Here is a 4,627-nt window from a genome sequence, read left to right on the forward strand (position 1 = left end):
TCTCTGGCCTGGGGGAGGTAGTCGACGAGTGGGGCGAGCGGGGAGTTGCGGCCGTTGCCGACCAGGTCGTAGTCGTCGACCACGACGTACAGTTCCGGTCCCTCCCACCAGCTGCGGTCGCGCAGTTGGGCGGCGGTCACGTTGGGCGGGGGCAGCCGTTCGGCGAGCTTCTGGGCGACCTGTTCGGCGTAGGCGGTGGCGGCGTTGCTGTCGCCCGCGTACGCGCCCAGGTGCTCGTCGGGGACCGCGCCGAGCAGGGCCCGCCGGTAGTCCACGACGATGAAGCGGGCCTCCCACGCCGAGTACCGCGCGGCCATCCCGGACAGCCAGGTGCGCAGGAACACCGACTTGCCGGAACCGGAGTCGCCGTACACCAGGAAGTGCGGCTCCGCGTCGCCCAGTTCGAGGTGGACGGGGCGCAGGTCGTGCTCCGCGATGCCGATCGGCACGCCCGGGAGGGCGGTCTGCTCCGCCGGGTCGGTGCCGGGCGGCGCGGGGAGCGCCGCCATCTCGGCGAGGGTGAGGTGCTCGGGGAGCATCCGGATCGGCGGGGCCACCACGGAAGGCCAGGAATCGGTGATCTTCACCAGCGCGTCCTCCTGGGCCTCGCCCAGGCCCTCCAGCGTGTCCATGCCGTCCAGCCGCGGCAGCGCCACCTGGAACTGAATGCCGCCCGGCGCCAGGCCGCGGCCCGGCGCGGTGGCGGACGCGAAGCGGCGCGCCGCGCGGCGGTCGACCTCGGACTCGGCCGGGTCGTTCAGCCGCAGCTCAAGGCGTGCCGCGATGCTGTCCCGCAGCGCCATCCGCAGATCGGCCCAGCGGTTGGCGGTCAGCACCAGATGGACACCCACGCCCAGACCACGCGCCGCGACGTCCAGCACCACGGCGTCGATGTCCACCTGGTTCTGCAACTCGCCCCGCAGACCCGCCCAGTTGTCCAGGACCAGGAAGACGTCCGCGGTGCGCACACCGGCCGGCAGGTCGCCCGCCGTGCGGCGGCGCCTGAACTCCTCCGCCGAGTCGATCCCCAGGTCACGGAAGAGCTTCTCGCGCTCCGATACCAGCTGGGACACCTCGGCCAGCGCCCGCCGTGCCCGGTCCGTGTCGTGCCGTCCGACGACACCGCTGACGTGCGGTGCCCGCTCGTACGGCAGCAGCGAGCCGCCGCCGAAGTCGAGGCAGAGGAACTGCACTTCATCCGGCGAGTGCGTGATCATCGCGGACAGCATCAGCGAGCGCAGGAACATGCTCTTGCCCGACTGCGGCGCGCCGACCAGGGCCAGATGCCCGTACTCGTGCGCGAAGTCCGGCACCACCGGGTGCTGTTGCTGCATCACCGGGACGTCCGCCACACCGATCGGGAACCGCAGCTCGCCGTGGTGCGGCCACCACTGCGCGCGCAGCCCCTCGCCCGGGTTGCCTGCCAGCGGTCCCGTGAGGGCGTCCAGCGGCAGCGCCCTGGGCAGCGGCGGCAGCCACACCTGGTGCACGGCCTGCCCGGCCCGCAGCAGCCGCTCCACCAGGACCTGCATCTCGGTCGGCCCGGTGAGCAGCGGCCGGGGCCGCGTCTCGGGCGCCGGCTCGGGCGCCGCGTCCGGGTCGGGCGCGCGCCGCAGCCCGAACGGAACCGGGCTGGTGGGCACCGGACCCTCGACGGCGAGCCGTTCCTCCGCGGTCTGGTGCGGGCCCGACACATGCGCCACCCGGAACCGCTCGTAGACCGAGTCGGCGACCTTGAGGTAGGCCGAGCCGGGAATGGGCGGCAGCTGGTAGGCGTCCGGCGTGCCGATGACCGAACGGGACTCGGCGGCCGAGAAGGTCCGCAGGCAGATCCGGTAGGAGAGGTTGGACTCCAGGCCCCGCAGCTTGCCTTCCTCCAGGCGCTGGGTGGCCAGCAGCAGATGGATGCCGAGGGAGCGGCCGACCCGGCCGATCTGGACGAACAGGTCGATGAAGTCCGGTCGGCTGGAGAGCAGTTCGCCGAACTCGTCGACGATGACCAGGAGGTAGGGCAGCGGCTCCAGGGGCTTGCCGTCGGGCCCGGTCTGGCCCGCGGCGCGGCGCAGCTGGTACTCGCGTACGTTGTCGAGGTTGCCGGCGTCGCGCAGCAGCTTCTGCCGCCGCTGCTGCTCACCCTGGAGCGCGTCACGCACCCGGTCGACCAGCGCCAGATCGTCGACCAGGTTGGTGATCAGGCCCGCCACGTGCGGCAGTTCGGTGACACCGGCGAAGGTGGCGCCGCCCTTGAAGTCCACCAGGACGAAGCTGAGCAGGTCGGGGGAGTGGATCGCGGTCAGGCCGCCGACCAGGGTGCGCAGCAGCTCACTCTTGCCGGAGCCGGTGGCGCCGACCACCAGACCGTGCGGGCCCATGCCGCCCTGCGCCGCCTCCTTGAGGTCGAGGGGCAGCGGATGGCCCTCCGCGTCGAAGCCGACGGGGAAGCGCAGCACGTCTTCGGAGTCCGGCTCGATCCACAGGTCTTCCGGCTCGAAGGAGTCGAGGTCGGGGACGCCCAGCAGGTTCGGCAGCGACATGGTCTGGGCGAGGATCTCCTCGCCCTCGGCGGACAGCCGCAGCGGCGCCAGGGCGCGGGCGGTGGCCGCGCACAGCGCGGGGCTCGGCTCGTCGGCGATCGCGCCCTCCACGGGGGAGGCGACGGTGCGGTTGTCGGAGCGGCGGCTCTCGACGGTCAGGTCGCCGCCGTCGGTCACCCGGACCCGGACGTCGGCACGGTTCGGCTCGTCCGCCTCACGGTTCACCACGCAGATCACCGTGACACCGGTGCCGGTACCGGCCTCCGCCAGCAGCTGCGTGGCGACCGCCGAGCGGGCCCAGGCGCTGCGCGGGTCGTAGCCGTCGAGCAGGACGATCAGCCGGCGTCGGCTGTCGCCGTTGTCCCGGGGGGTGGCGAAGGTGCGCCGGGCGGCGGCGGCCTGTTCCTTGGCGGCGGTCAGCCAGGCGTCGAGGCGGTCGGCGACACCGTCGAAGTCCTCGGCGACCAGCGGCACCACACCCGCCTCACCGGACGCGTCGTTCTCGTGGGTGTGCGGCAGCCACTTGGCCCACTCCCAGTCGGCGTCCTCCGCGCCGCCGGTGACCACCGTGAGGCAGACATCGTCCGGCGCGTGCAACACGGCGACCTGGGTGAGCAGCGCGCGGGCCACCCCACGGGCACGGTCGGCCGGGCCCAGCACGCTGACCACACCCGACCTGTCGAGGTCCACGGTGGCCGGCTGGTGGCCGACGGTCGCGGTGCCCTCGATCAGCCGGTCGGCGGCGGAGCGGGCTCGCGCGTCGTACTCGACCGTCGGGTCGTTACGGGCGGCCAGCCGGATCGGCGTGGACAGCGGCGCGCGGCCGGTGCCGAGCCGTACCCGCAGGAAGTCGAGGTCGGCGGGGCGGCGCTCCCACACCCGGCGGCGCCGGCGGGCGATGGCCCACAGGCGGTGCGGGGAAGGGTGCTGCCAGGCCGCGACGGTGCGCTGGTCGGACGCGACCTGACGGGCCGTCCGCCGTACCTCGACGAGGTGCTCCAGATACCGGTCGCGGGCGCTCAGCTTCTGCTTGCGCTGGTTGCCGCGCATCTGCATGCGCACACCGAAGGTGAGACCGATGGAGAGCAGGACGAAGGAGATGCCGAGCAGGATCAGCATCTTCTTGCCGGCGACGATCATGTAGGCGGCCATGCTGATGCTGGAAAGCAACGGCATCAGCAGCATCAGCCAGTTGGCGCTGGAGTCCTTGCCGACCGGCTGTGGCGGCGCGGCCACCACCACCGGATCGGTCGGCAACTGCGGCGGGGTGACCCGGGCTGGGCGGTGGAAGACGATCCGCGACATCAGGGCTCTCTGTGCAGGGAGGTGGGGCGGCAGAAGACGGTGCGGGGGTGCCCGCTGACCGGCCGGTCAGCGCGGCGCTGAGCCGTCCTGGGACGGGGCCGAGGCGTCCGGGGCGGCCGTGGACGGTGCCGGGCTGCCGGGAGCCGGGCCCGCGGGCCGGTTCCGGCGGCTCTGCTCGGTGTGCTCGCGCAGCCCCACCGCCAGGTTCGTCAGCCCCTCCGTGAACTGGCCGACCCGCTCGGAGTGCCGCTCCTGAATGGACAGTTGCGCGGCATCGACGGCCTGGATGACCAGACCGGCCAGGGTCTCCGGATCGTCCGGGTCGATCACCGAAGGGTCGATCCGCAGCGAGGTCAGCCGGCCTTCACCGGTCACCGTCGCGGTGACCAGACCACCGCCGCCGTGGCCGGTCGCCTGATCCGCGCTCAGGCTCTCGCCCAGGCCGGAGAGATGGCCTTGGATGTGACGCATCCGGTCGGTGAGGGCCGCGAGGTCGATCGGGTCAGGCATGGGTGGTGCTCCTCGTGCGGGGCGGGGGACGACGCGGACGTACCGGCACACGACGGGCGCGGGCGGCCACGCGGGCACGCCTGCCTTCGAGCGCGCCGGCACCACAGGGGTGGCCGAACGCAGGGGGAACGGCATCGGTCCACGCCCATCCTCCCGCCCGGCCGCGGACCTGCCCAGATCCCTGTTCGGGGACCTCCGAGCCGGGACCTGCACACAACCGTCCGGCGACGTGGGGGTGTCCGGCCGGTGAACCCGCCGGACACCCCCACCACGACCCG

2 protein-coding genes are annotated in these 4,627 nt (G+C 73.2%); both read right to left on the minus strand.

Annotated elements, in window-relative coordinates; all coding sequences use genetic code 11:
* Positions 1-3,839: type VII secretion protein EccCa (gene eccCa, locus ACIBK8_RS24450; protein ID WP_399043979.1), on the minus strand; the 3,839-nt coding region annotated here is incomplete at its 3' end.
* A gap of 66 nt (positions 3,840-3,905) precedes the next feature.
* Positions 3,906-4,349: a YbaB/EbfC family nucleoid-associated protein gene (locus ACIBK8_RS24455; RefSeq protein WP_399043980.1), complete on the minus strand. Its 444-nt coding sequence runs from the start codon at positions 4,347-4,349 to the stop codon at positions 3,906-3,908.
* Positions 4,350-4,627: the final 278 nt, after the last annotated feature.

It is taken from the genome of Streptomyces sp. NPDC050161 (assembly GCF_044460025.1).
In the GTDB taxonomy this organism is placed as follows: Bacteria; Actinomycetota; Actinomycetes; order Streptomycetales; family Streptomycetaceae; genus Streptomyces.

Coding starts and splice junctions, on each gene's coding strand:
- ACIBK8_RS24455 (WP_399043980.1), bottom strand. CDS start 4,349: ATGCCTGACCCGATCGACCTCGCGGCCCTCACCGACCGGATGCGTCAC.